At 72.0% G+C, this 25,769-nt stretch carries 22 protein-coding genes and 1 pseudogene; 11 read left to right on the top strand and 12 right to left on the bottom strand.

What is annotated here, in order from left to right; translation table 11 throughout:
* The first annotated feature begins 66 nt into the window (after positions 1-66).
* The 4 genes from KDL01_RS04160 to KDL01_RS04145 all read left to right on the top strand — a co-directional run bounded on the left by KDL01_RS04160 (position 67) and on the right by KDL01_RS04145 (position 4,655).
* Positions 67-1,743 (top strand): GTPase, encoded by a 1,677-nt coding sequence (locus KDL01_RS04160; RefSeq protein WP_212526961.1) that lies wholly within the window; start codon positions 67-69, stop codon positions 1,741-1,743.
* Between the two features lie 101 nt (positions 1,744-1,844).
* Positions 1,845-3,509: an energy-dependent translational throttle protein EttA gene (ettA, locus tag KDL01_RS04155; protein WP_212526960.1), complete on the top strand. Its 1,665-nt coding sequence runs from the start codon at positions 1,845-1,847 to the stop codon at positions 3,507-3,509.
* A gap of 10 nt (positions 3,510-3,519) precedes the next feature.
* The gene (locus KDL01_RS04150) at positions 3,520-4,011 is read left to right on the top strand and encodes an acyl-CoA thioesterase (RefSeq protein ID WP_368861512.1); all 492 of its coding nucleotides are present in this window, start codon (positions 3,520-3,522) and stop codon (positions 4,009-4,011) included.
* Entirely contained in the window at positions 4,008-4,655 is a 648-nt protein-coding gene (locus KDL01_RS04145) for a DUF8185 domain-containing protein (protein ID WP_212526959.1), read from the top strand. Before KDL01_RS04150 ends, KDL01_RS04145 begins: the two co-directional genes overlap by 4 nt.
* Positions 4,656-4,764: 109 nt before the next feature.
* On the opposite strand, the gene KDL01_RS04140 is transcribed toward KDL01_RS04145, so the two are convergent.
* The 3 genes from KDL01_RS04140 to KDL01_RS04130 form a co-directional block, all read right to left on the bottom strand.
* On the bottom strand, positions 4,765-5,253 hold the full coding sequence (locus tag KDL01_RS04140) for a GNAT family N-acetyltransferase (protein WP_212526958.1): 489 nt from the start codon (positions 5,251-5,253) through the stop codon (positions 4,765-4,767).
* Positions 5,254-5,513: 260 nt separating this feature from the next.
* Positions 5,514-5,909: a globin gene (locus KDL01_RS04135; protein ID WP_212526957.1), complete on the bottom strand. Its 396-nt coding sequence runs from the start codon at positions 5,907-5,909 to the stop codon at positions 5,514-5,516.
* 89 nt (positions 5,910-5,998) lie between these two features.
* Entirely contained in the window at positions 5,999-7,021 is a 1,023-nt protein-coding gene (locus KDL01_RS04130) for a helix-turn-helix domain-containing protein (protein WP_212526956.1), read from the bottom strand.
* Positions 7,022-7,385: 364 nt separating this feature from the next.
* Here KDL01_RS04130 and groES point away from each other — a divergent pair, with 364 nt between their 5' ends.
* Positions 7,386-7,682, top strand: coding sequence for a co-chaperone GroES (groES, locus tag KDL01_RS04125; protein ID WP_034267947.1), 297 nt, complete (start codon positions 7,386-7,388; stop codon positions 7,680-7,682).
* A gap of 131 nt (positions 7,683-7,813) precedes the next feature.
* The gene (gene groL / locus KDL01_RS04120) at positions 7,814-9,439 is read left to right on the top strand and encodes a chaperonin GroEL (RefSeq protein ID WP_212526955.1); all 1,626 of its coding nucleotides are present in this window, start codon (positions 7,814-7,816) and stop codon (positions 9,437-9,439) included.
* A 432-nt stretch (positions 9,440-9,871) separates the two neighbouring features.
* On the opposite strand, the pseudogene KDL01_RS45825 reads toward groL, so the two are convergent.
* Positions 9,872-10,186, bottom strand: a pseudogene (locus tag KDL01_RS45825) (WhiB family transcriptional regulator); the annotation flags it as partial.
* A gap of 125 nt (positions 10,187-10,311) precedes the next feature.
* Between KDL01_RS45825 and KDL01_RS43030 the strand changes: the two are divergent.
* The 5 genes from KDL01_RS43030 to KDL01_RS04090 all read left to right on the top strand — a co-directional run bounded on the left by KDL01_RS43030 (position 10,312) and on the right by KDL01_RS04090 (position 16,171).
* Positions 10,312-10,680 (top strand): MerR family transcriptional regulator, encoded by a 369-nt coding sequence (locus tag KDL01_RS43030; RefSeq protein WP_246575931.1) that lies wholly within the window; start codon positions 10,312-10,314, stop codon positions 10,678-10,680.
* Positions 10,681-10,946: 266 nt separating this feature from the next.
* Positions 10,947-11,558, top strand: a complete 612-nt coding sequence (locus tag KDL01_RS04105; RefSeq protein WP_034267954.1) for a response regulator transcription factor — start codon at positions 10,947-10,949, stop codon at positions 11,556-11,558.
* Between the two features lie 164 nt (positions 11,559-11,722).
* Positions 11,723-13,225: an IMP dehydrogenase gene (gene guaB / locus KDL01_RS04100; RefSeq protein WP_307846075.1), complete on the top strand. Its 1,503-nt coding sequence runs from the start codon at positions 11,723-11,725 to the stop codon at positions 13,223-13,225.
* 51 nt (positions 13,226-13,276) lie between these two features.
* Entirely contained in the window at positions 13,277-14,383 is a 1,107-nt protein-coding gene (locus KDL01_RS04095; protein ID WP_212526952.1) for a GuaB3 family IMP dehydrogenase-related protein, read from the top strand.
* Positions 14,384-14,479: 96 nt separating this feature from the next.
* Positions 14,480-16,171: a glycerol-3-phosphate dehydrogenase/oxidase gene (locus KDL01_RS04090; protein ID WP_212526951.1), complete on the top strand. Its 1,692-nt coding sequence runs from the start codon at positions 14,480-14,482 to the stop codon at positions 16,169-16,171.
* Positions 16,172-16,262: 91 nt separating this feature from the next.
* Here KDL01_RS04090 and KDL01_RS04085 read toward each other — a convergent pair whose 3' ends face one another.
* From KDL01_RS04085 to KDL01_RS04050, 8 genes are all read right to left on the bottom strand, one after another.
* A complete protein-coding gene (locus KDL01_RS04085; RefSeq protein ID WP_212526950.1) occupies positions 16,263-16,568 on the bottom strand; it encodes an SCO2583/SCO2584 N-terminal domain-containing protein in 306 nt (101 codons plus the stop codon).
* Positions 16,569-16,806: 238 nt separating this feature from the next.
* Positions 16,807-18,072 (bottom strand): glutamate-5-semialdehyde dehydrogenase, encoded by a 1,266-nt coding sequence (locus tag KDL01_RS04080; protein WP_212526949.1) that lies wholly within the window; start codon positions 18,070-18,072, stop codon positions 16,807-16,809.
* 31 nt (positions 18,073-18,103) lie between these two features.
* Positions 18,104-19,219, bottom strand: coding sequence for a glutamate 5-kinase (gene proB, locus KDL01_RS04075; protein WP_307846074.1), 1,116 nt, complete (start codon positions 19,217-19,219; stop codon positions 18,104-18,106).
* A 104-nt stretch (positions 19,220-19,323) separates the two neighbouring features.
* Complete coding sequence (obgE, locus tag KDL01_RS04070; RefSeq protein WP_212526948.1) at positions 19,324-20,712, bottom strand: GTPase ObgE; 1,389 nt, start codon at positions 20,710-20,712, stop codon at positions 19,324-19,326.
* A gap of 126 nt (positions 20,713-20,838) precedes the next feature.
* A complete protein-coding gene (gene rpmA, locus KDL01_RS04065) occupies positions 20,839-21,093 on the bottom strand; it encodes a 50S ribosomal protein L27 (protein WP_212526947.1) in 255 nt (84 codons plus the stop codon).
* Between the two features lie 4 nt (positions 21,094-21,097).
* A complete protein-coding gene (gene rplU / locus KDL01_RS04060; RefSeq protein ID WP_212526946.1) occupies positions 21,098-21,415 on the bottom strand; it encodes a 50S ribosomal protein L21 in 318 nt (105 codons plus the stop codon).
* Between the two features lie 302 nt (positions 21,416-21,717).
* On the bottom strand, positions 21,718-24,762 hold the full coding sequence (locus KDL01_RS04055; RefSeq protein WP_212526945.1) for an Rne/Rng family ribonuclease: 3,045 nt from the start codon (positions 24,760-24,762) through the stop codon (positions 21,718-21,720).
* Between the two features lie 146 nt (positions 24,763-24,908).
* Positions 24,909-25,715, bottom strand: a complete 807-nt coding sequence (locus KDL01_RS04050; RefSeq protein ID WP_307846073.1) for a TIGR03936 family radical SAM-associated protein — start codon at positions 25,713-25,715, stop codon at positions 24,909-24,911.
* Positions 25,716-25,769 lie beyond the last annotated feature (54 nt).

The following is a 25,769-nucleotide window of genomic DNA, read 5'->3' as shown; positions in this document are numbered from 1 at the left end:
GCCCGAGCGGACGCGCGGCCGGGATGAGCACAGCGGTCGAAAGCATGACGGACGGGAGATCAGGCGATGACAACGGCGGCGGACGCCACGTCCCCGGAGGCCGGCACCGGCTCCCGGCTCGACGCGCTCGGCCGAGTCGTGGAGCTCGCCGAGGGCCGGCTGGCCGCGGGCGAGCTGGAACCGGCCAGGGAGCTGCTGGCCCGGGCCGCCGAGCGCTACGCCCTGTCCGCCGAGCACACCCTGGTGGTGCTCGGCGGGGCCACCGGCGTCGGCAAGTCCTCGCTGTTCAACGCGCTGGTCGGGATCGGCCTCTCGCCGGTCGCGGTGCGCCGACCGACCACCTCGGAGCCGCTGGCCTGCGTCTGGGAGGCGGAGCGGCTCGAGGAGGCGCGCCCGCTGCTCGACCGGCTCGGGGTGGACCAGCGCAAGCAGCTGTGCCGCGAGTCCCCGCTCGACCTGGGCCGGCGTACGCCCGGGCAGAGTCTGGCGCCGCGCGACCCGCTGGCCGGCCTGGTCCTGGTGGACCTGCCGGACCACGACTCCACCCGGCTCGAACACCGGGCCGTGGTGGACCGCGCGGTCGAGTTCGCCGACCTGCTGATCTGGGTGACCGACCCGCAGAAGTACGCCGACGCCTCCTGGCACGACGACTACCTCAAGCCGCTGTCGTCGCACGGCGGGGTGACGCTGGTGGTGCTCAACCAGATCGACAAGCTGCCTGCCGGCGCGGGCCCGGAGTGCATGGGCGACCTGCGCCGGCTGCTCGATCTCGACGGGCTGCGTGACGTCGAGGTGCTGCCGGTCTCCGCGCGTACCGGCGACGGCCTGCCGCAGCTGCGGGCCCGGCTGGCCGACCTGGTGGCCGGGCGGCGCGCGGCGGCGGACCGGCTCGGCGCGGACGTGGACCGGATCGTGGTGGGCCTCGGCCCGCTGCTGGGCAACGTCTCGGCAGCCGAGCCCGCGCCGTCCCCGACCGACACCGGCTCGATCGTGCTCGGGCCGCAGCCGGCGGATCAGGTCTCCGACGCCGACCGGGAGCGGGCGCTGGCCGGACTGCGCGCGGCCGCGGGCGTGGCCAGCCTGGCCGACGCGGTGGCCGCCCGGGCGGTGGCCCGTACGCTGCCGATGGTCTCCACGCCGCTGCGCGCGGTGGGCCGGATCTGGCGCGGCAACCAGGCCCGCAGCACCCCGGTGGTCGGCCCGGACGCCCCGGCCGCCGTCCCGGTGGACCGCGGCGGCCTCGACCAGGTACTCGGCCAGTTCGCCGGGGCCGCCACCCAGCGGCTGCCGGAGGAGTGGGGCCGGGCGGTGAAGACGCGGATCACCGGATCCCGGCGCGAGGTGGCGGAGCAGCTCGACCACGCCCTGAGCCAGTGCGAGCTGTCCGCGGTGGACGGCGCGAGCGCGGGTGCCGGGGCGGCGCGCCTGGGCCACGCGGCGCTGCTGCTGCTCGCCGCGCTCGGCCTGGTGTGCGGACTCGGCGGCGCGGCCGGGGCGCTGCCCGGCTTCCTCGGCCCGCTCGGCGCCGCCGCGCTGGTGCTCGGCGCGCTGGGCTCGGTGCTGGTGGACGTGCGGGCGCGGGCCTCGGCCAGGGCCAGGGCGATCAAGTCCGGGCAGGTCGCGGCCGGGACGCTCTCGGTGGAGCTAGCCGCCGTGGCCCAGGACGCGATGTTCGCCCCGGCCGCGCAGGAGTTGGACCGCTACCAGCGGGCGCTCGAGGCCTTCGGCACGGTCGTGCGCTAGGCCGTGCGCCACACTGCGCGCGGGCGGACCGTGCGCGCGACGCCCGAACGGCGGGTTTAAAGGCGGCGAAGCGCGGGCGGGCGGGCCGATAGACTGGCCGCATGGCTGAGTTCATCTACACCCTGCGCAAGGCCCGTAAGGCCCACGGCGACAAGGTCATCCTCGACGACGTGACGCTGAGTTTCCTGCCGGGTGCGAAGATCGGCGTGGTCGGTCCGAACGGCGCCGGCAAGTCCACCGTGCTCAAGATCATGGCTGGGCTCGAACAGCCCTCGAACGGTGACGCGACGCTCAGCCCCGGCTACTCGGTCGGCATCCTGATGCAGGAGCCGGTCCTCAACGAGGACAAGGACGTGCTCGGCAACATCCAGGAGGGTGTCGCCGAGACCAAGGCCATGCTCGACCGGTTCAACGAGGTCGCCGATCTGATGGCCACCGAGTACTCGGACGAGCTGCTGGCCGAGATGGGCAGGCTCCAGGAGCAGCTCGACCACCGCGAAGCCTGGGACCTCGACGCCCAGCTCGAGCAGGCCATGGACGCGCTGCGCTGCCCGCCCCCGGACGCCGATGTGAAGGTGCTGTCCGGCGGCGAGAAGCGCCGGGTGGCGCTGTGCAAGCTGCTGCTCGAGGCCCCCGACCTGCTGCTGCTCGACGAGCCCACCAACCACCTGGACGCCGAGTCGGTGCTCTGGCTCGAGCAGCACCTGGCCAAGTACGCCGGCACGGTGGTCGCGATCACCCACGACCGGTACTTCCTGGACAACGTCGCGCAGTGGATCCTCGAACTCGACCGCGGCCGCGCCTACCCGTACGAGGGCAACTACTCCACCTACCTCGAGAGCAAGGCCGCGCGGCTGAAGGTCGAGGGGCAGAAGGACGCCAAGCGCGCCAAGCGGCTCAAGGAAGAACTCGAGTGGGTGCGCTCGAACGCCAAGGGCCGCCAGGCCAAGTCCAAGGCGCGCCTTTCCCGGTACGAGGAGATGGCGGCCGAGGCGGAGAAGACCAGGAAGCTGGACTTCGAGGAGATCCAGATCCCGCCGGGCCCGCGCCTGGGCGGCGTCGTGGTCGAGGTGGACAAGCTCAACAAGGGCTTCGGCGAGCGGGTGCTGATCGACGGCCTGTCCTTCACCCTGCCGCGCAACGGCATCGTCGGCGTGGTGGGTCCGAACGGCGCGGGCAAGACCACGCTGTTCAAGACCATCGTGGGCTTCGAGCAGCCGGACTCCGGCATCGTCAAGGTCGGCGAGACGGTCAAGATCTCCTACGTGGACCAGGGCCGCTCCGGCATCGACCCGAAGAAGACGCTGTGGGAGGTCGTCTCCGACGGGCTCGACTACATCCAGGTCGGCCAGGTCGAGATGCCCTCGCGCGCCTACGTCTCGGCCTTCGGGTTCAAGGGCCCGGACCAGCAGAAGCCGGCCGGGATCCTCTCCGGCGGCGAGCGCAACCGGCTGAACCTGGCGCTGACCCTCAAGCAGGGCGGCAACCTGCTGCTGCTCGACGAGCCGACCAACGACCTGGACGTGGAGACGCTCTCCTCGCTGGAGAACGCGCTGCTCGACTTCCCGGGCTGCGCGGTGGTCGTCTCCCACGACCGGTGGTTCCTGGACCGGGTGGCCACGCACATCCTGGCCTACGAGGGCGACTCCAAGTGGTTCTGGTTCGAGGGCAACTTCGACTCCTACGAGAAGAACAAGGTGGAGCGGCTCGGCCCGGAGGCCGCCCGCCCGCACCGCGTCACCTACCGGAAGCTCACCCGTGACTGATATCGCGCCCATAACCGCTCAGCGCCGGGAGCGCGACGAGCCTGCGGCCGCACCGACCGGCGGCCGCAGGCACGTCTACCTGTGCCCGCTGCGCTGGGGCGACATGGACGCGTTCGGACACGTGAACAACGTGGAGTACCTGCGCTACCTGGAGCAGGCCCGCGTGGACTGGATGTTCGAGACGGCCCGCGAGGCCGGGGTGGACCAGTTCAGCCTCGGCACCGTGGTGGCCCGGCACGAGATCGAGTACAAGCGGCCGCTGGTGTACCGGGCCGCTCCGGTCCGGGTGGAGATCTGGGTGACCAAGATCGCCGCCGCGTCCTTCGTCTGCGCCTACGAGGTGCGGGACGAGGACGCGCTCTACGCGGTGGCGCAGACCACGCTGGTGCCGTTCGACCTGGCCGAGCAGCGTCCGCGCCGGATCGCGCCGGAGGAGAACTTCTACCTGCGCCAGTACCTGCTTGACCCGGCGCCCGCGGTGAAGGCGGCGCGAGCGGTATGACCGAGGTCGAGTTCGGCGGCGGACGGGACGGGGCGGCCCTCGGGGCGTACCTGGAGCGGCTGCTGCACTTCGACAAGACGGCGGCGGTGCGCGTGGTCGGTGTCGGCCACGCGCTCGCGGCCTACAGCGGGCCGCCCTTCGGCGGCCGGCCGGTGCTGGCGCTGCGGCTGGCCGCGCTCAAGCCGGACACCGCGCCGTTCGACCTGACCGTCTCGGCCGGCAAGCTGCTCGACGGCCTGGCCGCGGACGACAGGACCCTGACATTGCCGCCGGCGCTGGCCGGGGGCCCGTCCTGGGCCGGGCTGCTGCCGCCGCGCACCGGCTGGACCCGGCTCGGCCTGGTCGGGGTGCGCGCGTTGGCGCAGGCCGCGAACGAGGGCAACGCCGACTTCCGCTTCCGTGCGCTCGGCCTGGACCGCGCCGCGCTCGACGCGCTGGGCGAGGAGATCTGGTCGCGCCCGGTGCACGCGGTGCAGGGCGAGGACGGAGACAGCACCCTGACGCTGCGCACGGCGCACGCCGCGCACGCGCTGGGCTTCCTCGGCCCGGACCCCGAGGCCTGCGAGGAGTTCGCGCCGCTGGCCCGGATCGGCCGCTGGCTGCGGCTGGACGCGCCCTACGGAACGGTGCTGCAGCGGGACTGACCCGCCGCCACGCCCGTCGTTCCACCCGGTCCCCTTGCGCCGATCCCGGTGCGCGCCAACACGATCCGGCGCGCACCGTTCCCACCCGGCACGTGTCAGGCCGCCGTTTTCACAGAGCCTTGACGAATCCCAGGTACTCCCACTCCGCGATCCCGAGCGGCTCGTAGCCGCACGCGGCGAGCGTACGGCGCAGCGCGTCCTGCCCCGGCTCGGCCACGGCGTAGAGCCGGCGGTAGCCCGCGCGCCGGGCCAGCGGCTCGAGCTGGCCGAGCACCCGCCGGGCCAGGCCGGTGCGGCGCAGCTCGGGCCGGGTCCACAGCTGCACGAGTTCCGCGGTGGTCGTGTCGTAGCGGCGGAATCCGCCGCCGGCCGCGGGCGAGCCGTCGGCGCCGCGCACGCCGATCAGGCCGCCGCCGAGCCAGGTCTCGTATTCGCGCGGATCGGATTCCAGGTAGCGGGCGGCCGCCCCGCCGCCGCGGGCCGACTCCTCGGCCAGGAAGCAGGCCGCGAGCTCGACCGCGAGGGCGTCGGCGGACTCGAGCAGCAGCAGGTCGGGCGGTTCGATCAGAGCAGGGGAGGGCGCGAGCAGCGTGCGCATGGAAGATTCACCTCTGAGGAAAAGGAAACGACGGATTCGTGCGTGCGGCTGTCAGAGGGAGCAGCGACACGACGAGGACCACACCCGGCACAGATCGATGTGCTCACGGGTGACCAGCGCGATGGCTATGGCGCTGTCCGTCGTCATGGTTCATTGGTATCAGGCTTCTCCGAGCCCGGCAACGGTCTCGGATCTTCGGTGGTGGGCGCGCGGATTCCCGACACGCGCCCGGCTTCCCAGAGCGCTGATGTTCGACGAGCTCAGGCGTTGACCATGAAGTCGGCGGCGTGCTCCAGGTAGTTCCAGAGTTCGTCACGGTCCGCCGGGGCCAGATTCTCGTTGTCCACGGCCACGCGCATGTGCGCCAGCCAGCGGTCGCGCGCCGCCAGGTCGATGTGGAACGACGCGTGCCGCATCCGCAGCCGCGGGTGCCCGCGCTGCTCGGAGTAGATCCGCGGCCCGCCCCAGTACTGGATCAGGAACATCGCCAGACGGTCCTCGGCCGGAGCCAGATCCTGCTCCGGGTACATCGCCCGCAGCTCGGGGTCCGAGGCCACGCCCTGGTAGAAGCCGTGCACGATGCGCCGGAACGGCTTCTCACCGATCCGGTCGTAGAGCGACTCGCCCGCCGTCTCTTCGGAATTCGCCGCGCTCACGTGCCCTCCACCGTGCGGATCTCCTACCTGCTCCACCTATTGTCTCACCGCGTCGTGCACGCGGGTTCCGCCCGCGGCGCGCACTGTCCCTACGCCAGCCAGCCGCGCTCGTGCGCCTGCCAGCCCAGCTGCAGCCGCGTGGTCACCCCGGCCAGGTCCATCATGTGCGCCACCCGCCGCTGCACCGTGCGCAGGCCGAGCCCGAGCTGCTTGGCGATGGCCGCGTCGGTGGAGCCCACCAGCAGCAGCGACAGGATCCGCAGGTCCAGCGTGGTGGGCGCGAAGTCCGGGGCGGAGGCGTCCTGGCCGTCGTCGGTCAGCCGCACCGGCACGGCCCGCTGCCAGACGCCCTCGAACAGGCTCAGCATCGCGGTGGCCAGGCCCGGAGCCCGGGAGACCAGCGCCATCGGCTCGGCCGGCTCCTCCAGCCGCCGCGGCCGGCCGTCCTCGTGCCCGTCCGCGCCGCGCAGCGGGTTGTCGGTCAGCGGCAGCATCACCGTGCTGCGGTCCGCGATCAGCAGCCGGGTCGGCACCGTCTCGACCACGCGGATGCGCTCGGGCCCGAGGATCTCGCCGAGCAGGAACTCCACCGAGCCGGGCTCCTCGAGCATGGGCCGCTCGATCACCACCCGGTAGTACACGCCGCGGCGCACCGCGTCCGCCTCGGCCGCGCTCTCGCCCGGGTCCACCACCTCGGGCCTTGACTGCACCAGCGCGAGCAGCTCGGTCTCCGCGCTCATCTGGATGTGCTCGAAGCGCTGGCGCACCTGGTCCGCGCCCACGGCTATCTCCACCAGGTCGTGCGAGGTGCGCGCGCTGGCCGCGTGGTACGCCTCGGCCAACGCGGCCGCGGTCAGCTCAGCCTGGCCCAGCGCGTGCCGCTGCGCCGTCAGCAGCGCGCCGAGGGCCAGCTGCGGCGGCGCCGTCTGCACCTGGCCGACCGGGTTGCGGTTCGCCAGCGACTTGGCCTCGAGCATCCGCACCGCCCGGTGCACCCGGTCCCGGTCCAGCCCGAGACGCAGCGCCAGGGCTTCGACGCTGCTCGGACCGAGGTGGATCAGCTCGCGGTAGACGCGCTCGGTCAGCTCGTCGAGGCCGAGTATGCCGAGCACGTCGCTCCCTGATCTTTCTTTCGTCCTACCGGTGCGGCGTGTCGCACCGGGCGGCGAGCACGCCAACGCCTATCATGACCGGTTCCGGCCATTCTGAGCCACTCTCCCGTTCACCGAGACGTCGGACCGCGGCCTGTCCGCGGGCACCCGCGGCGGTCCGGATACCTCGGCCGCGAACAGGGATTGCGCCCGCGTGCCGGGGTTGGCACTCGGGTTGACCGAGTGCCAGCGCTCGGCATAATCTGCGGACTGGCACCCTCAGCCCGAGAGTGCCAACGCGAACCCGCTCCTGGCACCCGCGACGACAGGACCCGGACTACTCGCTCCCAGACATGCGAACGTCTCCGAAGGAGAGGTCACGACCGTGGCTAACGTTGCCATCAAGCCGCTTGAGGACCGTGTGGTCGTCAAGCCGCTGGACGCCGAGCAGACCACCGCCTCCGGCCTGGTGATCCCGGACACCGCCAAGGAGAAGCCCCAGGAGGGCACCGTCCTGGCTGTCGGCCCCGGCCGCTTCGAGAACGGCAACCGCCTGCCCCTGGACGTCAAGGAAGGCGACGTCGTCCTGTACTCGAAGTACGGCGGCACCGAGGTCAAGTACAACGGCGAGGAGTACCTCGTCCTGTCGGCGCGCGACCTGCTCGCCGTCGTCTCGAAGTGAGCTAGCGCTCCTGCGCGTAGGCCGCGTTCCGTCCCGCATCGACTGACAGCGGCGGGGCGCGGCCTTCGCGCGTCGCGCCCCTACGTAATCCCCCGCACGCATCCCCAGGATCAAGAAGGGACTTGGCACGCATGGCCAAGCAGCTGCAGTTCGACGAGGACGCCCGCCGGAAGCTCGAGCGCGGTGTCAACGCCCTCGCCGACGCGGTCAAGGTGACTATCGGCCCCAAGGGCCGCAACGTCGTCATCGACAAGAAGTTCGGCGCCCCGACCATCACCAACGACGGCGTGACCATCGCCCGCGAGATCGAGCTCGAGGACCCGTACGAGAACCTCGGCGCCCAGCTCGCCAAGGAGGTGGCCACCAAGACCAACGACATCGCCGGTGACGGCACCACCACCGCGACGGTCCTGGCCCAGGCCATGGTCCGCGAGGGTCTGCGCAACGTCGCGGCCGGCGCCCAGCCGATCGCGCTCAAGCGCGGCATCGACGCGGCGGTCAAGTCCGTCTCCGAGGCCCTGCTGGCCTCCGCCAAGGCGGTCGAGTCCAAGGAGGCCATCGCCCAGGTCGGTTCGCTCTCCGCCCAGGACAAGGCGATCGGCGAGCTGATCGCCGAGGCCATGGACAAGGTCGGCAAGGACGGCGTGATCACCGTCGAGGAGTCCAACACCATGGGCCTCGACCTTGAGTTCACCGAGGGCATGCAGTTCGACAAGGGCTACCTGTCCCCGTACATGGTCACCGACCAGGAGCGCATGGAGGCCGTCCTGGAGGACGCCTACGTGCTGATCAACCAGGGCAAGATCTCCGCGATCACCGACCTGCTGCCGATCCTGGAGAAGGTCGCCCAGGCCCGCAAGCCGCTGCTGATCATCGCCGAGGACGTCGACGGCGAGGCCCTGTCCACCCTGGTGGTCAACAAGATCCGCGGCACCTTCAACTCGGTCGCGGTCAAGGCCCCCGGCTTCGGCGACCGCCGCAAGGCGATGCTGCAGGACATGGCGATCCTCACCGGCGCCCAGGTCGTCTCGCCCGAGGTCGGCCTGAAGCTGGACCAGGTCGGCATCGAGGTGCTCGGCACCGCCCGCCGCATCACCATCACCAAGGACGACACCACCCTCGTCGACGGTGCCGGCGACGCCGGGGCCGTGGCCGACCGGGTCAAGCAGATCAAGGCCGAGATCGAGAACTCGGACTCCGACTGGGACCGCGAGAAGCTGCAGGAGCGCCTGGCCAAGCTGGCCGGCGGCGTCTGCGTCATCCGGGTCGGCGCGGCCACCGAGGTCGAGCTCAAGGAGAAGAAGCACCGTCTCGAGGACGCCATCTCGGCGACCCGCGCCGCGGTCGAGGAGGGCATCGTCTCCGGCGGTGGCTCCGCCCTGGTGCACGCCGCCGCCGCGCTGGCCGACAACCTCGGCCTGATCGGGGACGAGGCCACCGGCGTCGCGATCGTCCGCAAGGCCATGGTCGAGCCGCTGCGCTGGATCGCCGAGAACGCCGGCCTCGAGGGCTACGTGGTGACCGACAAGGTCTCCCGGCTCGAGGACGGCCACGGCCTGAACGCCGCCACCGGCGAGTACGTCGACCTGATCGCCGCCGGCGTCATCGACCCGGTCAAGGTGACCCGTTCGGCCCTGGCCAACGCCGCCTCCATCGCCTCGATGCTGCTGACCACCGAGGCCCTGGTCGTGGAGAAGCCCGAGTCCGCCGACGAGCCCGCCGGGCACTCGCACGGCGGCCACGGGCACAGCCACTAGTCGCTGGCTGAGCACGGCTGACTGAACACAGGCGCCCTTGCGCACGTCCTCCGACGTGCGCAAGGGCGCCTGTGTAGTTGAGGAACGCGGCTAGACGTTCGCCGGCGCGCGCTTCTTCGCCGGAGGCGCCGGGGTGTTCTGCCCCGCGGGCTTGTTCGGGCCCGTCCGGTTGCGCGGGCCGACCGGCTTGGCCACGGTCGGCAGCTTCTTGACCGGCCCGACCGGCAGCGTGGGCGCCGCCGCCTCCGCGGCCACCGCACCGGCCACCCGGGTGACCCCCGCCGGCTCGGCCTCGGCGGCCTCGAGCGCGGCCGGTTCGAGTTCGGCGAGCTCGAGCTCCTCCTGCTGCGCCGGAGTCGGCTCGACCTGGCGGGCCGACTGCCGCTCGTGGTCGCGCAGCAGCTTCTCCTTGAGCTTCGCCTTCTCGGCCAGTGCCGCCTTCTCCCGCACCGCGCGTGCCCGGGCCAGCGCCTTGTGCCGCTGGTAGTGGGCCTCGCGCTCCTCCTCGGTCATGCCGCCCCACACCCCGTACGGTTCGCGCACCCGCAGTGCGTGCTCACAGCACTGTTTCTGGACCGGGCAGTTGAGGCAGATCTCCTTGGCCGACTGCTCGCGGGCCGCGCGCGCCGCGCCCCGTTCGCCCTCGGGGTGGAAGAACAGCGAACTGTCCTTGCCGCGGCACAGACCGCGCAACTGCCAGTCCCACAGATCCGCGTTCGGACCCGGCAGTCGGGAGTAGTCCGCCATGAGCACTCCTTGAATGATCTCGAGTGTTCCAGTGATTGGACGTCCAGTGACCGGCTCTTCCCCGGTTCGAGTGGATTTGTCGGTATGGGCTCTATACCCACCGCTTGGTTCGGTATGAACCCGGTATGTCGACGCAGTTCGAACGGCCGAGCCCGCACCCTCCGAATGGCGCAGCCCGGACCGGGGCGCATCCCGTCGTCCTGCCCGCCCCCCGACGCCCTGACCAGCGCCTGCCCGGCCCGCGGCGGCCGGTAGCAGCCTCCGGCGGATGCCGCAGGGCGGAGGCGGCCCGACGCGCCGGTGTGGCGCCGAGCACACTGCGGGGCTGGGAGCTGCGGCATCTGACCGGTCCGAGCGGAGTGGTCGGCTACACCCCGTACGACATCGTCCGGCTGGAGGCGCTTGCCCGGCTGGTGCGCGCTGGGCTGACCGCGGAGAGCGCCGCGCGGCGCCTGGACGAGCTCGCCGAGTCCGGGGGGCGCATGGCCGGATGATCCCGGTCCTCCGGTGGCGAAATCACCCTTCATCTGTCCGAACCCGCCCGTCGCGGGCTAGATTGAGTACAGCTCGCGGTGACCACACGGTCGCGTGGCGTGTTCGGTCCGGCGCCCGCCGTCGCTCGATCAGGTGATCACCGGAACGGGCTGAAATCGATCATGAGCAGGGACGGACCGGAGAAGAGTGCGGCCGGGGCGTAACGCTTTCGGGTGACGCTCGTTGAGTCTGACGGATCCTGGTCCGCAGTGCGTGGAGGCACCCCATGACATCCATTCTGGTCTGCGACGACTCACCCCTGGCCCGTGAAACCCTGCGCCGCGCGGTCGCCACCGTGCCCGGCGTCGACCGGGTCACGACCGCGAGCAGCGGGGAGGAGGTGTTGCGCCGCTGGACCGCCGACCGAGCCGATCTGGTGCTCATGGACGTACGAATGCCCGGCCTGGGCGGAGTCGAGACCGTGCGTCGGCTCGTCTCGAGCGATCCGACCGCCCGCGTGGTCATGCTGACGATGGCCGAGGACCTCGACGGGGTGGCGCTCGCCGTCGCCTCGGGAGCCCGCGGCTATCTGCACAAGGACGCCTCGCGCGCCGAGCTGCGCGCGACCGTCTCCCAGGCCCTGGCCGACCCCACCTGGCGGCTCGCCCCACGGCGGCTGCGCCCGGCCGAGGTCGGGTCCGCGCCCACCCTCACCGCCCGGGAGATCCAGGTGCTCGAGGGGATGAGCCACGGCCGCTCGAACGCGGAGATCGGGCGGGACCTGTTCCTGTCCGAGGACACCGTCAAGACGCACGCGCGGCGTCTGTTCAAGAAGCTCGGCGCCTCGGACCGGGCCCACGCGGTGGCGCTCGGCTTCCGCTGGGGCCTGGTGCGCTAGCCGGCGCACGCGCACCACAGAACGTAGCGGGCCAGGCGAACCGGAGGGACTTACCCCGTCCCTCCGGCCTGACCCACCGCGGATGCGTGGAACGCGTCCTGGGGCACGGCTTGCCCAGGTTAGACTGGAGTGCATCCCACTCCATCGCCGCCTGGGAGGCATTCGTGTCCGCGTCCGACATCTTCAGTGAGAAGTTCGTCCTCGAAGGACTCACCTTCGACGACGTGCTGCTCGTCCCGGCGTTCTCGGATCTCGCCCCGGGCGAGGCGCGCACCACCACGCGGTTGAGCCGGAACATCACCGTCAACATCCCGCTGATCTCCGCGGCGATGGACACCGTCACCGAGGCCCGCATGGCCATCGCCATGGCCCGGCAGGGCGGCGCGGGGGTGCTGCACCGCAACCTCCCGGCAGCCGATCAGGCGGCCCAGGTCGACCTGGTCAAGCGCTCCGAGTCTGGCATGATCACCCAGCCGGTGACGATCTCGCCGCAGGCCACGCTGGCCGAGGTGGACGCGCTGTGCGGCAAGTACCGGATCAGCGGCCTTCCGGTGGTCGACGAGGCGGGCCTGCTCATCGGCATAGTCACCAACCGCGACCTGCGCTTCGAGACCGACCACACCCGGCGGGTGCAGGAGGTCATGACCAAGGCCCCGCTGGTGACCGGCAAGGTCGGCACCACCGGCGTCGAGGCGATGGCGCTGATGGGCGCGCACAAGATCGAGAAGCTGCCGCTGGTGGACGACGAGGGCCGGCTGCACGGCCTGATCACCGTCAAGGACTTCACCAAGTCCGACCAGTACCCGAACGCCACCAAGGACTCCGAGGGACGCCTGGTGGTGGGCGCGGCGGTCGGCGTGGGCGAGGACGCCTACCGGCGCGCGATGGCCCTGATCGAGGCCGGCGTGGACTTCATCGTCTCCGACGTGGCGCACGGCCACACCGGCGCCTTGGCCGAGACCGTGGCCAAGATCAAGGCGAACTCGCACGTGGACGTCATCGCGGGCAACGTGGTCACCGCCGCGGGCGCGCAGACCCTGATCGACGCCGGCGCGGACGCGGTCAAGGTGGGCGTGGGCCCCGGCTCGATCTGCACCACCCGCGTGGTCGCGGGCGTCGGCATGCCGCAGATCACCGCGATCTACGAGGTGGCCAAGGCGGCCCGGCCGGCCGGCGTGCCGGTGATCGGCGACGGCGGCCTGCAGTACTCCGGCGACATCGCCAAGGCCCTGGCCGCGGGCGCGGACACGGTCATGCTCGGCTCCCTGCTGGCCGGCTGCGAGGAGTCGCCCGGCGAGCTGATCTTCATCAACGGCAAGCAGTACAAGCAGTACCGCGGCATGGGCTCGCTCAGCGCCATGTCCTCGCGCGGCAAGGCGGACGGCAAGTCCTACTCCCGCGACCGGTACGCGCAGCAGGAAGTGAGCTCGGACGACAAGCTCATCCCCGAGGGCGTCGAGGGCCAGGTGCCCTACCGCGGCCCGGTCGCGGCGGTGGCCCACCAGCTGATCGGCGGCGTCGGCCAGGCCATGCACTACACCGGCTCGCGCTCGATCGCCGAGCTGCAGCAGGCCCAGTTCGTCCGGATCACCTCGGCGGGCCTGAAGGAGAGCCACCCGCACGACATCCAGATGACGGTCGAGGCGCCCAACTACCACTCCCGGTGATAGAAACTCACAGTAAGCAGGCACGACGGCGGTGTGGAAAGAGGAGCTGCGTTGACTGAGGTGGAGATCGGCCGGGCCAAGCGGGCCCGACAGGCGTACGGCCTGGACGACGTGGCACTCGTGCCGGCGCGTCGCACCCGCGACCCCGAGGAGGTCTCGATCTCCTGGCAGATCGACGCGTACGAGCTCGAGCTGCCGTTCCTCGCGGCCCCGATGGACTCGGTGGTCTCCCCGGCCACCGCGATCGCCATCGGCCGGCTCGGCGGCGTGGGCGTGCTCGACCTCGAGGGCCTGTGGACCCGCTACCCGGACCCGGCCCCGCTGCTGCAGGAGATCGCCGAGCTCCCGGCCGAGCAGGTGGTCAAGCGGATGCGCGAGCTCTACACCCAGCCGATCCAGGAAGAGCTGATCGTCCAGCGGATCAAGGAGATCCGGGCGGCCGGCGTGGTGGCCGCGGGCGCGCTCTCCCCGCAGCACACCGCCCAGTTCGCCAAGGCCGTGGTCTCCGCCGGGGCGGACCTGTTCGTCATCCGCGGCACCACCGTCTCGGCCGAGCACGTCTCGAGCCGCAGCGAGCCGCTCAACCTCAAGCAGTTCATCTATGAGCTCGAGGTCCCGGTGGTCGCGGGCGGGGTGGCCACCTACAAGGCCGCGCTGCACCTGATGCGCTCGGGCGCGGCCGGCGTGCTGGTCGGCTTCGGCGGCGGATCCTCGCACACCACCAAGAACGTGCTGGGCATCGCGGTCCCGATGGCCACCGCGATCTCGGACGTGGCCGCGGCCCGCCGCGACTACATGGACGAGTCCGGCGGCCGCTACGTGCACGTCATCGCGGACGGCGCGATGGGCGGCAGCGGCGAGATCGCCAAGGCCATAGCGTGTGGCGCCGACGGCGTGATGATCGGCTCCCCGCTGGCCCGCGCGGTGGACGCCCCCGGCCTCGGCCACCACTGGGGCGCCGAGGCCTGGCACCGCGAGGTGCCCCGCGGCGTGCGCACCAACCTGGGCACGGTCGGCACGCTCGAGCAGATCCTGGTGGGCCCCTCGAGCACGGCCGACGGCACGATGAACCTGTTCGGCGCGCTGCGCCGGGCCATGGCCACCACCGGCTACTCCGACCTCAAGGAGTTCCAGCGCTGCGAGCTGACCGTTCGCTAGCGCACACTGGTCGGCCGGAGTGCGCTCCGCGGGCCTGTCGCCGGCGCGGCAGGCCCGCGGAGCGCACTCGCTACTGATGGGTAATAAACTGCTGCCATGCAGCAGACTGCGAAGCTCGGACCCCAGGAGCGCTCCGCCGCGTTGGCCGCCATGGGCGCCGGGGAACTCGACGTACTGGTGATCGGCGGCGGGGTGGTCGGGGCGGGCTGTGCCCTGGACGCGGTCACCCGCGGCCTGACCGTCGGCCTGGTGGAGGCGCGCGACTGGGCCGCGGGCACCTCGAGCCGCTCCTCCAAGCTCATCCACGGTGGCCTGCGCTATCTGGAGATGCTCGACTTCCGGTTGGTGCGCGAGGCCCTCAAGGAGCGCGGGCTGCTCCTGGACCGGCTCGCCCCGCACCTGGTGCGCCCGGTGCCCTTCCTCTACCCGCTCACCGGCCACGTCTGGGAGCGGGCCTACGCGGGCTCCGGAGTGGCCCTGTACGACGGCATGAGCCTGTCCTCAGGCCACGGCCGCGGTCTGCCCCAGCACCGCCACCTCACCCGCCGCCACGCCCTGCGGATCGCGCCCTCGCTGCGCAAGGAGTCCCTGGTCGGGGCCATCCAGTACTACGACGCCCAGGTGGACGACGCCCGCTTCGTGGCCACCCTGGTGCGCTCGGCCGCGGGCTACGGCGCCCAGGTGGCCAACCGGGCCAGGGTGGTCGGGTTCCTGCGCGAGGGCGAGCGCGTCACCGGCGCGGTCGTGCGCGACGAGCTGACCGGCGTCGAGCACCGGATCCGGGCCGCGCAGGTGATCAACGCCACCGGCGTGTGGACCGACGACGTGCAGGAGATGGTGGGGGAGCGCGGCAAGTTCCACGTGCGCGCGTCCAAGGGCGTGCACCTGGTGGTGCCGCGGGACCGGATCCAGTCGGACTCCGGGATCATCCTGCGCACCGAGAAGTCCGTGCTGTTCGTCATCCCGTGGGGCCGGCACTGGATCATCGGCACCACCGACACCGCCTGGCAGCTGGACAAGGACAACCCGGCGGCCACCGCGGCCGACATCGACTACGTCCTCGCCCACGTCAACAAGGTGCTCAAGACCCCGCTCGGGCGCGCCGACGTGGAGAGCGTCTACGCCGGCCTGCGGCCGCTGCTCGCGGGTGAGTCGGACGAGACCTCCAAGCTCTCCCGGGAGCACCTCGTGGCGCACGCCGTGCCGGGCCTCGTGGTCGTCGCGGGCGGCAAGTACACCACGTACCGGGTGATGGCCCAGGACGCCGTGGACGCGGCCGTACACGGCCTGGACCGGCGGGTGCCTGCCTCGGTGACCCAGAGCGTCCCGCTGCTCGGCGCGGACGGCTTCCCGGCCCTGTGGAACTCCCGCGGCAAGCTCGCCGCCGCGGCCGGGCTGCACGTGGCCTGGATCGAGCACCTGCTGCGCCGCTACGGCACCGCGACCGCCGAACTGCTCGAGCTGGTGGAGAGCGCGCCCGAGCTCGGCCGACCGCTCGAGGGCGCGGGGGACTACCTGCGCGCGGAGGTGGTGTACGCGGCCACGCACGAGGGCGCCCTCGACGTGGAGGACGTGCTCACCCGGCGCACCCGGATCTGCTTCGAGACCTTCGACCGCGGCGTGCGCGCGGCCCGTCCGGCCGCCGAGCTGCTCGCGGCCGCGCTGGGCTGGGACGCGGCCCGGGTCGAGTCCGAGGTCGCGTCCTACGAGGCGCGGATCGCCGGGGAGCGGGCCGCGCAGAACCAGCCCGACGACGAGTCCGCGATGGCGGTGGCCGCGCTCGCGTAGATCAGGGGGCTGTTGGGTTGTGGGTCAGGGCTCTGCGGCGTCCGGTGGTCGGCGCGCCGTGCTGTGCCCTGTGCCGTGCCCAGTACCGGGCTCAGCGCACGGAGCCGAGGCCGACGAGCAGCGAGGTGGTCACCGTGAACAGGCCCACCAGCAGCCACACCGAGCTCGGACGCAGGGCTCTGAGATGTCGGGACGGTCGTACGGTCCAGCTCACCCCGGGGGCGGGGGTGTGCGGATCCACGCTCTCGCACTGGAAGAAGCTCTCCATCCAGCGTGCCTCGGCCGAGGCTTCGTGCACGTGCGCCGCTCGCACGAAAGCCTCGTCCAGCTCCACGTAATCGATCTCTTCGACACGGGCGTCCGTCGTGGTCGTGACGTTCGCCGGCACCCATTCCACGTCGCTTTCGGGGGCTCCGCAGTGGCGGCTGCGCTGCCCGGGAATGCGGCCTGGCTCCGAGGCACCGTTGCCTGAAAGCTCACTATCGGCCATTGCCGCACTGTAACCAATTTGTAGCTTGATCAGTAGGGTTTGGTGAAGTTGTGGCGTGTTTCCCTCTGTTGTGTCACAGTCCCGCACGTCGATCCGCGTCTCACGAGACTGATCGGACCTCGACTGACCAGACCCCTTCCACGGTTCAGCTGCTGGCGTTGCGGGCGCGGGTCTGGCCGTCGCCGATCACGATGTACTTGGTGGAAGTCAGTTCCGGCAGTCCCATCGGGCCGCGCGCGTGCAGCTTCTGGGTGGAGATGCCGATCTCCGCGCCGAATCCGAACTCGCCGCCGTCGGTGAACCGGGTGGAGGCGTTGACGATCACGGCCGCCGCGTCCACCCGCGCGGTGAACGCCCGTGCCGCCGCCTGCGACTGGGTCACGATCACCTCGGTGTGGCCGCTGGAGTACTTGCGGATGTGCGCCACCGCCGCATCCAGCGAGTCCACCACCGTCGCCGCGATGTCCAGCGAGAGGTATTCGTCCTCGAAATCAGACTCCTGCGCCGCGACCACGTCGGCCGAGTACGCCGCGATGCTCGCGTCGCCGTGCACGGTCACGCCCGCGTCCTTGAGCGCCTCCAACGCCTTCGGCACGAAGACGTCCGCGATGTCCTTGTGCACCAGGAAGGTCTCGGCCGCGTTGCACACACTGGGCCGCTGCGCCTTCGAATCCACCAGCAGTTCCACCGCCAGCTCGGGATCGGCGTCGGCGTCCACGTAGACGTGGCAGTTGCCGACCCCGGTCTCGATCACCGGCACGATCGCGTTCTGCACCACGTTGCGGATCAGCGCCGCCCCGCCGCGCGGGATCACCACGTCCACCAGTCCGCGCGCCCGCAGCAGTTCGGTCACCGAGTCGTGCGTGTCGCCGGGCACCAGCTGCACCGCGTCGGCCGGAAGACCGCTGCTCGTCAGGGCCTCGCGCAGCACCGCGACCAGCGCGGTGTTCGACTCCCTGGCCGAGGACGAGCCGCGCAGCAGCACCGCGTTGCCGGACTTCAGACACAGGCCCGCCGCGTCCACGGTCACGTTCGGCCTGGCCTCGTAGATGATCCCGACCACGCCGAACGGCACGCGCACCTGCCGCAGCTCGAGCCCGTTCGGCAGGGTAGAGCCGCGCACGACCTCGCCGACCGGGTCGGGCAGCGCGGTGACCTCGCGCAGCGCCTCGGCGATGGACTCGATCCTGGCCTGGGTCAGCCGAAGCCGGTCCACGATGCCCGTGTCGGTCCCCGCCGCCTCGGCCCGCGCCACGTCCCCGGCGTTGGCGGCCAGCAGCCGCGGCGCCTGCTCCACCAGCGCGTCCGCCATCGCCCGCAGCGCCCGGTCCTTCTGCGCCCGGGTGCATACGGCCAGCTCGGCAGCCGCTTCGCGCGCGGCCAGTGCCGCGTCGGTCACCGTATTCGTCATCTTCGATCCTCAGGATGGGAGGGATGCGCGGTCAGGGGAACGCCACGAGGTCGTCCCGGTGGACCACCTCGCGCTCGTAGTGCGGGCCGAGTTCGGCGGCCAGCTCCCGGGTGGAGCGGCCGAGCAGCGCGGGCAGTTCGGCCGCGTCGTAGTTGACCAGGCCGCGCCCGACCAGCCGGCCGTCCGGCCCGTGCAGGTCCACCGGCTCTCCGGCGACGAAACTGCCGGTCACCTCGGTGATCCCGGCCGGCAGCAGCGAGGACCCGCGTTCGGTGACGGCCGCCACTGCGCCCTGATCGAGGGTGAGTACTCCGCGCCCTGCGGTGGCGTGTGCCAGCCACAGCCGCCGCGCGCCGCCGCGTTCCCCGGTGCGGTGGAAGAGCGTGCCCACCGGCTCCCCGCGCAGTGCCCGCGCGGCGTAGGCGGCGGTGGTCAGCACGACCGGGATCCCGGCGCCGGTCGCGATCCGGGCTGCCTCCACCTTGGTGACCATGCCGCCCGTGCCCACGCCGGCCTTCCCGGCGGAGCCGACCGAGACCCCGGCCAGGTCCTGTGGCCCGCGCACCTCGCGGATCGGGCTGGTGCCCGGCCGGCTCGGATCCCCGTCGTAGAGCGCGTCCACGTCGGACAGCAGGAGCAGCAGCTCCGCGTCCACCAGGTGCGCCACCAGCGCGGCCAGCCGGTCGTTGTCGCCGAAGCGGATCTCCTGCGTGGCCACGGTGTCGTTCTCGTTCACGATCGGCACCACGCCCAGCTCGAGCAGCTTGTTGAGCGTGTTGACCGCGTTGCGGTAGTGCGAGCGACGGGTGACGTCGTCCGCCGTCAGCAGCACCTGCCCGACCCGCCGCCCGTGCCGCGCGAAGGACTGGGTGTAGCGCGCGATCAGCAGCCCCTGCCCCACACTCGCCGCCGCCTGCTGCGTGGCCAGGTCCTTCGGCCGCCGGGTCAGCCCCAGCGGAGCCAGGCCCGCCGCGATGGCCCCCGAGGAGACCAGCACCACCTCGGCGCCGGGCACCGTCTCGGCCAGCGCGTCCACCAGCGCGTCCACGCGGCTGCCGTCCAGCCCGCCGCCCGTGGTGGTCAGCGAGGACGAACCCACCTTGACCACGATCCGGCGCGCGCCGACGACCTGCTGCAACGTGCTCACCAGGCCATTGTGCCCGCGCCGGGCGAAGCGACCCAAACCGATTTCACAGAGTGAGCGGGCGCGCGCCTCATGGCGAGACGCCCCGGCTCACCCGGCTCAACCTCTTAACCGTAAAGACGGTCGTCCTGCCCACGCGGCCCGAGGTGCTCCGCGCCGCCGGACAGCGTCGGGCGCCAGTCGAAGACCACGGCCTCCGGCCCGTCGCCGATGACGACCTCGTCGCCCTCGCGAGCGCCCATCTCCAGCAGCGCCTGCTCGATCCCCAGCTTGTAGAGCCGCTCGGCCAGGTAGCCGACGGCCTCGTCGTTCTGGAAGTCGGTCTGCTTGATCCAGCGCTCGGCCTTGCGGCTGAGCACCACGTAGTGGTCGTCCTCGAAGCGCAGCTTGAAGGGGGCCTCGTCCACCGCCCGCGGCCGCAGCACGATCCGCTCCTCGACCACCTCGGGCCGGGCCGCGCGCGCCTGCTCGACGATCTCGACCAGCGCGTAGCCGAGTTCCTTCAGGCCCGCGTGGCTGACCGCGGAGACCTCGAACACGCGCAGACCGCGGCCCTCGAGCTCGGTGCGCACCAGTTCGGCCAGGTCCTTGCCGTCGGGGATGTCGGTCTTGTTGAGCACGACCAGGCGCGGGCGCTCGGTCAGCCGGCCGTAGTCGCCGTGCTGGTCGTCCGGGATGGTCGCCTCGTACGCGGCGAGCTCCGCCTCGATCGTGTCGAAGTCGCTGATCGGGTCCCGGTCCGACTCGAGCGTCGCGCAGTCCAGCACGTGCACGAGCACCGCGCACCGCTCGATGTGGCGCAGGAACTCGTGGCCCAGGCCCTTGCCCTGGCTCGCGCCCGGGATCAGGCCGGGCACGTCCGCCATGGTGAACACGTGCCCGGCGGACTGCACCACGCCCAGGTTCGGCACCAGCGTGGTGAACGGGTAGTCCGCGATCTTCGGCTTGGCCGCGCTCATCGCCGCGACCAGCGAGCTCTTGCCCGCGCTGGGGTAGCCGATCAGGGCCACGTCGGCCACCGACTTGAGCTCGAGCACGTACTCGCCGCCGCCCTCGCCGTCCTCGCCCAGCAGGGCGAAGCCGGGAGCCTTGCGCTTGGTGTTGGACAGCGCGGCGTTGCCGAGCCCGCCGGCCCCGCCCTGAGCGAGTACCAGCCGGGAGCCTGCGCCGATCAGGTCGGCCACCAGCTCGCCCGCGCGCGTCTTGACCACGGTGCCGCTCGGCACCGGCAGCACCACGTCCGCGCCGTTCGCCCCCTGTCGGTGCCCGCCCGCGCCCGGACGGCCGTTGCCGGCGGTGCGGTGCGGGGAGAAGTGGTAGTCGAGCAGCGAGGTCACACCCGCGTCCACCACAAGCACGACGTCGCCGCCGTTCCCGCCGTTGCCCCCGTCCGGGCCGCCGAGCGGCTTGAACTTCTCCCGGTGCACCGAGGCGCAGCCGTGGCCGCCCTTGCCGGCGGCGACACTGAGCACCACGCGGTCCACGAAGCTGGCCATCGGTATTTCTCCTGACGATAAGGCGGGTGAGGCGTGTGAAAAAACGATAAGCCGGGTCCGATGGACCCGGCTCACCGAAGGATGCGCGTCGCGTGAGTTCGCCTCACGCGTTCGTGTGCACCGTGCTCAGACGGACGCCACCACGTTGATGACCTTGCGGCCACGGTGGGTGCCGAACTGGACGGCGCCGCCGGCCAGCGCGAACAGGGTGTCGTCCTTGCCGCGGCCGACGTTCACGCCCGGGTGGAAGTGGGTGCCGCGCTGGCGCAGGATGATCTCGCCGGCGTTCACGACCTGGCCGCCGAAGCGCTTGACGCCGAGTCGCTGAGCGTTGGAGTCGCGCCCGTTCCGGGTGGACGAGGCGCCCTTCTTGTGTGCCATGTCGTTACTTCTTCCCGGTCTCGATGGACGTGACCTTGACCTGGGTGTACTTCTGGCGGTGACCCTGCCGCACCCGGTAGCCGGTCTTGTTCTTGTACTTGAGGATGTCGATCTTGGCGGCCTTGACCTCGGCGACGATCTCGCCGGAGATCTTCACGCCCTCGAGCACCCACGGGTCGGAGGTGACCTGGTCACCGTCCACCACGAGCAGCGCCTTGAAGTCGACGGGAGCGCCGGGCTTGCCGACGATACGGTCGACCTCGACGATGTCGCCGATGGCGACCTTGTGCTGCCTGCCGCCACTGCGGACGATCGCGTACACGATTTACCACTTCCCACCCGCGTCGCTGCGCGGGTCTGCGTCTGGCCAGCGCGCAACTCTCTCCCGACTGTCACGGGGGCGGGCGCAGGGCGCCGCTGGGATCCGGACACGGAGTCTGCCAACGCGAGGCTGGTCAATAAAAGGCGAGTCTGTGGCTTGAGCGGCCACGACACGCCGACGCTCCAGATTACGTGGCTTGTCGCATCCGGGTCAAACCGGCCCTGGCGCGCCGCGACCCGGCCGAAGCCGGGTCGCGGTTTTCGTTCAGGTGCTGGTCACGCGGGAGGCGTGGCCACGGCGGGTCAGGCCGAGGGGGCCCCGGCCGGACGGGAGGCCGCCCGGCGCGCCCGGCGCCGCGGGCGGCCCGAGTCGGCCAGCGCGTTCTCCAACGCGTCCGGGTCCTCGGCGTGGGCCCGCAGGTTGAGCGGCTCGGCCGGCTCCTCGGGCTCCTCGGGCTCGGCCGCGGTCTCGACCTGCTCGGCCTCGTCCTCGTCCGCGGCCTGAGCCTCGGGCTCGGTCTGAGCCTCGGCCTCCACCGCGTCCGCGGCTTCGACCTGCTCGGCCTGCTCCTCGTCCACACCCTGCTCGTCGGACTGCTCGGCGGCGCCCGCGGCCCGGGCGGCCTTGCGCCGGCGCCGGCTGCGCCGACCCTCGCCGGCCGACTCCGCGTGCTGCTCGCCGGCGCCGTCCTGCGACCGCGCCTCCTCGGCCGGGCTCGCCGGGCTCTCGGCGTGCTCGTGCTCCACGTGCGCGGCGGCGGGCTGGTTCTGGCCCTTGCCCTGCTTGCCCGACTGCTGCTGCTCGGGCCGCTTGCCCGGGTGCTCCACCGGCTCGGTGTGCACGATCACGCCGCGGCCGTTGCAGTGCTCGCAGGGCTCGGAGAAGGCCTCGAGCAGGCCCTGGCCCACCCGCTTGCGGGTCATCTGCACCAGGCCCAGCGAGGTGACCTCGGCCACCTGGTGCTTGGTGCGGTCCCGGCCCAGGCACTCGAGCAGGCGCCGCAGCACCAGGTCGCGGTTGGACTCGAGCACCATGTCGATGAAGTCGATCACCACGATGCCGCCGAGGTCGCGCAGCCGCAGCTGCCGGACGATCTCCTCGGCCGCCTCCAGGTTGTTGCGGGTGACGGTCTCCTCCAGCGAGGAGGAGCCCTGCCCGGTGAACTTCCCGGTGTTGACGTCGATGACGACCATCGCCTCGGTGCGGTCGATCACCAGCGAGCCGCCGCTGGGCAGCCAGACCTTCCGGTCCAGCGCCTTGGCCAGCTGCTCCTCGATCCGGTAGACCGAGAACACGTCGGTCTCGCTGGTCCAGTGCTCGATCCGCTCGGCCAGCTCCGGCGCGACCCCGGTGAGGTACTCGTGCACGGTCTTGTAGGCCGAGTCGCCGGAGACGATCAGCTTGCTGAAGTCCTCGTTGAAGATGTCGCGCACGACCCGCACGGTCAGGTCGGGCTCGCCGGACAGCAGCGCCGGAGCCGAGGCGGTCTTCGCCTTGCGCTCGATCTCCTCCCACTGCGCCACCAGCCGGGCCACGTCCTGGGACAGCTCCTGCTCGCTCGCACCCTCCGCGGCGGTGCGCACGATCACGCCGCCGTCCTCGGGCACGACCTTCTTGAGGATCTGCTTGAGCCTGGCCCGCTCGGTGTCCGGCAGCTTGCGGCTGATGCCCATCATCGAGCCACCCGGGATGTACACCAGGAAGCGGCCGGGCAGCGAGATCTGGCTGGTCAGCCGGGCGCCCTTGTGGCCGATCGGGTCCTTGGTGACCTGCACAAGCACCGACTGCCCGCTCTTGAGCGCGGACTCGATCCGGCGCGGCTGGCCGTTCAGGCCCGCCGCGTCGAAGTTGACCTCGCCCGCGTAGAGCACGGCGTTGCGGCCCTTGTTGATGTCGACGAACGCCGCCTCCATCGAGGGCAGCACGTTCTGCACCTTGCCGAGGTAGACGTTGCCCACGTAGGAGACCGAGGACTCCCGGTTGACGTAGTGCTCGACCAGCACGCCGTCCTCGAGCACGCCGATCTGGGTGCGGCCGGCCGACTGGCGCACCACCATGATCCGCTCCACCGACTCGCGCCGGGCCAGGAACTCGGCCTCGGTGACGATCGGGGCGCGGCGGGAGCGGGTGGCCCGGCCCTCGCGGCGGCGCTGCTGCTTGGCGACCAGGCGGACCGAGCCGCGCAGGCCCATCACGTCGTCCTCGGTGGTCACCGTGTCCGGGCCGCCGGAGGAGCGGCGCTGGCGCGGCTCGCGCACCTTCACCACGGTGTTCGGCGGGTCGTCGGCGGTCTCCGCGTTGCCCGAGGCGAGATCCTCGGCGGTCTGGCGGCGACGGCGCCGACGGCGGCGACGGCTGGACTCCTCAGGCAGGTCGAGGGCATCCGGGTGCTGCGCGGCGGCCTTGTCCTTCTCGCCGGACGGCTCGGCGTCCTCGGCGTCGGACTCGGCGGCGTGCTCGGCCGGCTGCTCCGGGGCGTTCGCGCCCGGCGCGCCCGTCTCACCGCGGCGGCTGCGCGAGCGGCGGCGGCGCCGGCTGGCGGCGGTGGAGGACTGCTCGTTCTCCTCGCCGTCCTCCGCCTCCTCGGTGGTCTCGGCGGCCGGGGCCTGCGGTTGCGGCTGCGGCTGCGGCTCGGGCCGGGCTCCGGCCGGGCGGAACGGGGAGATCGGCACGACCGGCGCCTGGAACAGGTTGCCGGACCAGGCCGGCACCATCGGGGTGGTGGCCGACTTCTCGTCCTGCTGCTCGGCACCCTCGGTCTGGGCGAGGGCCTCGACCAGCTGCTCGGCCTCGTCCTCGTCGAGATCCTCCGGCAGCGGGACCACCACGGCGGGCGTCTCGGCGGCGGGCTCGGGCGTGGATTCGGGCCGTGCCTCGGCCTCGGCGGCGGCCGCGGCGCGTGAGACGCGCTTGGCCGGCTTCACCCCGGTCTTGCGGGTGCGCTTGGCGTTGGCCACCGGCTTGGCGGCCTCGGCGTGCTCCTCGGCGGCCGGGGCCGGCTCGGGCTCCGGTGCGGCGGCGGGTGCGGGCTCGGCCTCGACCTCGGTCGGGACGGGCGCCTCGGGCGCCGCGGCGGTCTTCTTGGCGGTGCGCTTGCGCGCGGCGCGCTTGGCCGGGGCGGGTGTCTCGGGCGCGGCCTCGGCGGCCGGCTCCGGCGCGCTCGGGGCGCTCTCCTGCGGCGCGTCCGCGGCCGGGTTCGGGCCGTCGGGCGATCCGGCCGGGCGGCTGGCCGCACGGCGACGGACCCGCTTGGCGGCGGGCCGGGTACCGGAGGCCTCGCCCCCGGCGGACGCGTCCCTGGATTCGGGTGCGCTGTCGTTGTTCTCTACAGGCTCATGGTCGAGCATTCGGGCGGTTCTCCCGTCATGGCCCCCGGGCGCTCGGGGCGCTCCCCCGGATACGAGAGGGCGTCGGCGCCGCGCAGGGGCTCGTCGTACGCAAAAAGTCGTGGCGGCTCGGAACGCGGGGTCCGCTCACCGGGCCGGTCGGTTAGTCAATCCCCGGGCGTTGGGTTTTCCACACCTGGGGCCGCGACATCCGTCGGCCCGGACACCGGCGAAGCGCCGCGATCCGGGGCTGTCGGCACGTCCGCCACCAGCTGGGCCAGCGGTCCCTGCGCCAGCCGGGTCACCCTGGGGGGAACCGGAGGCACCAGGCCCGCGACCTCGCCGAGGCCGGTCAGTACGTCGTCGGGACGCACCGCGGGGGTGGTATGCCGGACAACCACTCGCAGTATCGCACACGCAGGCGTCGACCCGTCGAGAGTCGCGAACTCGAGGACGGCTTCGCGCGCGTCGAACACACGCACTCCGTTCTTGGTCATCCGCCTGACCTCCACCCGCTCGGCCGCGGTGAAGGCGCCCACGGCGGCGAGCGCGTCGGCGTCGGAGACCCCGGGCAGCTCGATCCGCCAAATGGAGGCCTCCAACTGCTCCGCGAGGGCGACACCAGTGGCTTCGACCACCTCGAGCACGTCCAGGTCGGGCGGCAGCGCCTCGTCGAGATCGCGCCGCAGCCGCTCCGGGTCGACCGTCACGGACAGCCCAAGCTCCACGTACTCGGCCTCGCTGGCCGTCCCGGTCGGCGCGGCGCCGGCCCAGGAGATCTTCGGATGGGGCGAGAACCCGGCCGAATACGCCATCGGTACCTCGGCGCGCCGCAGCGCCCGTTCGAAGGCCCGTTGGATGTCGCGATGGCTGGTGAATCTCAGTCGGCCGCGCTTGGCGTAACACACGCGCACGCGCTGCACGACCGGCGGCGGCGCGGGACCGTCCGGAGTCTTGGCGACCAGCGAACTCACCTGTTTCCGTCTGTCGGGGTCTTTCGAAGGCCCACCCGCCCCCTAGGTTTTCAC

The sequence above is a fragment of the Actinospica durhamensis genome (genome assembly GCF_018139695.1).
Taxonomy (GTDB): domain Bacteria; phylum Actinomycetota; class Actinomycetes; order Streptomycetales; family Catenulisporaceae; genus Actinospica; species Actinospica durhamensis.
Note: the sequence above shows the minus strand (reverse complement) of the source record. Positions and strands in the feature narration are given on the sequence as shown.

What these genes read in the sequence shown, in the direction of transcription:
- KDL01_RS04160 (WP_212526961.1), top strand. Translation starts at nt 67, where the DNA reads ATGACAACGGCGGCGGACGCCACGTCCCCGGAGGCCGGCACCGGCTCC.
- ettA (WP_212526960.1), top strand. Translation starts at nt 1,845, where the DNA reads ATGGCTGAGTTCATCTACACCCTGCGCAAGGCCCGTAAGGCCCACGGC.
- KDL01_RS04145 (WP_212526959.1), top strand. Translation starts at nt 4,008, where the DNA reads ATGACCGAGGTCGAGTTCGGCGGCGGACGGGACGGGGCGGCCCTCGGG.
- KDL01_RS04140 (WP_212526958.1), bottom strand. Translation starts at nt 5,253, where the DNA reads ATGCGCACGCTGCTCGCGCCCTCCCCTGCTCTGATCGAACCGCCCGAC.
- groL (WP_212526955.1), top strand. Translation starts at nt 7,814, where the DNA reads ATGGCCAAGCAGCTGCAGTTCGACGAGGACGCCCGCCGGAAGCTCGAG.
- KDL01_RS43030 (WP_246575931.1), top strand. Translation starts at nt 10,312, where the DNA reads ATGTCGACGCAGTTCGAACGGCCGAGCCCGCACCCTCCGAATGGCGCA.
- KDL01_RS04105 (WP_034267954.1), top strand. Translation starts at nt 10,947, where the DNA reads ATGACATCCATTCTGGTCTGCGACGACTCACCCCTGGCCCGTGAAACC.
- KDL01_RS04090 (WP_212526951.1), top strand. Translation starts at nt 14,480, where the DNA reads ATGCAGCAGACTGCGAAGCTCGGACCCCAGGAGCGCTCCGCCGCGTTG.
- KDL01_RS04080 (WP_212526949.1), bottom strand. Translation starts at nt 18,072, where the DNA reads ATGACGAATACGGTGACCGACGCGGCACTGGCCGCGCGCGAAGCGGCT.
- obgE (WP_212526948.1), bottom strand. Translation starts at nt 20,712, where the DNA reads ATGGCCAGCTTCGTGGACCGCGTGGTGCTCAGTGTCGCCGCCGGCAAG.
- rpmA (WP_212526947.1), bottom strand. Translation starts at nt 21,093, where the DNA reads ATGGCACACAAGAAGGGCGCCTCGTCCACCCGGAACGGGCGCGACTCC.
- KDL01_RS04055 (WP_212526945.1), bottom strand. Translation starts at nt 24,762, where the DNA reads ATGCTCGACCATGAGCCTGTAGAGAACAACGACAGCGCACCCGAATCC.